At 72.2% G+C, this 2,184-nt stretch carries 3 protein-coding genes; all 3 read right to left on the minus strand.

The features are described from left to right. A partial coding sequence (locus AC1DP0_RS21160; RefSeq protein WP_478088411.1) for an acetylornithine transaminase occupies window positions 1–1,016 on the minus strand: 1,016 nt, incomplete at its 3' end. Further along, on the minus strand, window positions 1,013–2,074 hold the full coding sequence (argB, locus tag AC1DP0_RS21165; protein WP_478088413.1) for an acetylglutamate kinase: 1,062 nt from the start codon (window positions 2,072–2,074) through the stop codon (window positions 1,013–1,015). The genes AC1DP0_RS21160 and argB, both read right to left, overlap by 4 nt. Then, window positions 2,071–2,184: bifunctional ornithine acetyltransferase/N-acetylglutamate synthase (locus AC1DP0_RS21170; protein WP_478088418.1), on the minus strand; the 114-nt coding region annotated here is incomplete at its 5' end. The genes argB and AC1DP0_RS21170, both read right to left, overlap by 4 nt.

A 2,184-nucleotide genomic window follows, 5' to 3' on the forward strand; every position in this document is an offset into this window, starting at 1 on the left:
GGTATGCCGTCCAGCTCGATCGCGCGCAGCAGCCCGCGTCCTCGGGTGCCGGCCACGCCGTCGATGGCGACGTGGTCGAGCAGGGCGCCGACGTGGCGCACGTGCTCGAGCAGGTGATCGCGCTCGATGGTGTCGAGCACAGCGAGCCCGGCGGCGCACGCGAGGGGGTTGCCGCCGAACGTCGTGCCGTGCTGGCCCGCCGTCAGCATCGCCGTGACGTCCGAGCCGAAGGTCACGAGAGCACCGATCGGCACCCCGCCGCCGAGACCCTTGGCGAKGGTCATCGCGTCGGGCACGATGCCCGAGGCCTGGTGGGCGAACCAGTCACCGGTGCGACCGATCCCGGTCTGGATCTCGTCGACGACGAGCAGCGCGCCGTGGGCGCTCGTCACCTCCCGGGCCAGGCGCAGGTAGTCAGGCGACAGCTCGCGCACCCCGGCCTCGCCCTGGATCGGCTCGACGAAGAAGGCCGCCGTGGAGTCGTCGACGGCCGCGCGGAGGGCATCGGCGTCGTTCGGTGGGACGAAGACGACCTCGGGGATGAGCGGCTCGAAGGGCTCGCGGTAGGCCGCCTTGTGGGTCAGGGCGAGGGCCCCGGTGGAGCGTCCGTGGAAGGACCCCTCCAGGGCCACGATGCGCGTCCGCCCGGTGCGGCGCGAGAGCTTGATCGCGGCCTCGGTCGTCTCGGTGCCGGAGTTGGCGAAGAAGACGCCCGAGCCGCTCGGGGCCGCCGCGATCGACAGCAGCCGCTCGGCGAGGGTGATCGCCGGCTCGGACGTGAAGAAGTTCGAGACGTGGATCGCCGACTCGGCCTGCTTGGCGACCGCCTGGACGAGCGCGGGGTGGCCGTGGCCGAGCGCGTTCACGGCTATGCCGGACAGCAGGTCGAGGTAGCGCTTGCCATCGACGTCGGTGACCCAGCAGCCGTGACCCGAGGCGAGGACCAGCTGCGGGGTGCCGAAGACCTGGACCATCGCGCCGGCATAGCGTCCGAGCAGCTCGTTGCCCACCGTCATGGGGTCTCCTCGGGAGTCGGGGTCGGAGCGACCGTCGGGGCGGCCGTCGGGGCTGGGGGCGGAGTCGGCTCGGGGCCGGTGATGTCGGGCAGCACCATCGTGCCGATCCCCTCGTCGGTGAAGATCTCCAGCAGGATCGAGTGCGGCTTGCGACCGTCGACCACGTGCGTCTGCGGGACGCCCCCCTCGACCGCCCGGATGCACGCCTCGAGCTTGGGCACCATGCCGTGGTCGACCCGGGTGAGCAGCTCGCGGGCCGCGCTGACCGTGATCGTGGAGAGCAGCGAGCCGCGGTCGGGCCAGTCGGCGTAGATGCCCTCGACGTCGGTGAGCACGACGAGCTTCTCGGCGCCGAGCGCGACGGCGATCGCGGCGGCTGCGGTGTCGGCGTTGACGTTGAGGACCTGGCCGTCGACGTCGAGGTCGGGGGCCACGGTGGAGACGACCGGCACACGGCCTGCGTCGAGGATGTCGAGGATGGCGGAGGGGTTCACGCTCTCGACGTCGCCGACGAGGCCGAGGTCGACCTCCTCGCCGTCGACGACGGTGCCGCGGCGGCGGGCGCCGAGGAGGGCCGCGTCCTCGCCTGACAGGCCCACGGCGATGGGCCCGTGCTGGTTGAGCAGGCCGACGAGCTCGCGCCCGACCTGGCCGGTCAGCACCATGCGCACGACGTCCATGGCCTCGGGCGTCGTGACGCGGAGCCCACCCCTGAACTCGCTCTCGATGCCCACCCGCTCGAGCATCGCCTTGATCTGTGGGCCGCCGCCGTGCACGACGACGGGTCGCAGACCRGCATACCGAAGGAAGGCGACGTCCTCGGCGAAGGCGGCCTTGAGGGCGTCGTCGACCATGGCGTTGCCGCCGTACTTGACGACGACGAGTGCGCCGCGGAAGCGCTCGAGCCAGGGCAACGCCTCGACGAGCGTCGCGGCCTTGCCGGCGGCGACGCGGATCGCGGCCGCGTCGATGAGCCCGCGCACGTTGACGGGTGGCTCACCGGCGGACGGGAAGGACGGGGGGAAGCGGGCCGGGGACGGTTCGGTGCTGTCGCTCATGTGCTGTAGGCCGAGTTCTCGTGCACGTAGTCATGGGTCAGGTCGTTGGTCCAGACGGTGGCCGACTCGGCACCGGCGTGGAGGTCGACGAGGACGTGGACCTCTCGCGC

The organism is Terrabacter sp. P5_B1 (assembly GCF_056400505.1).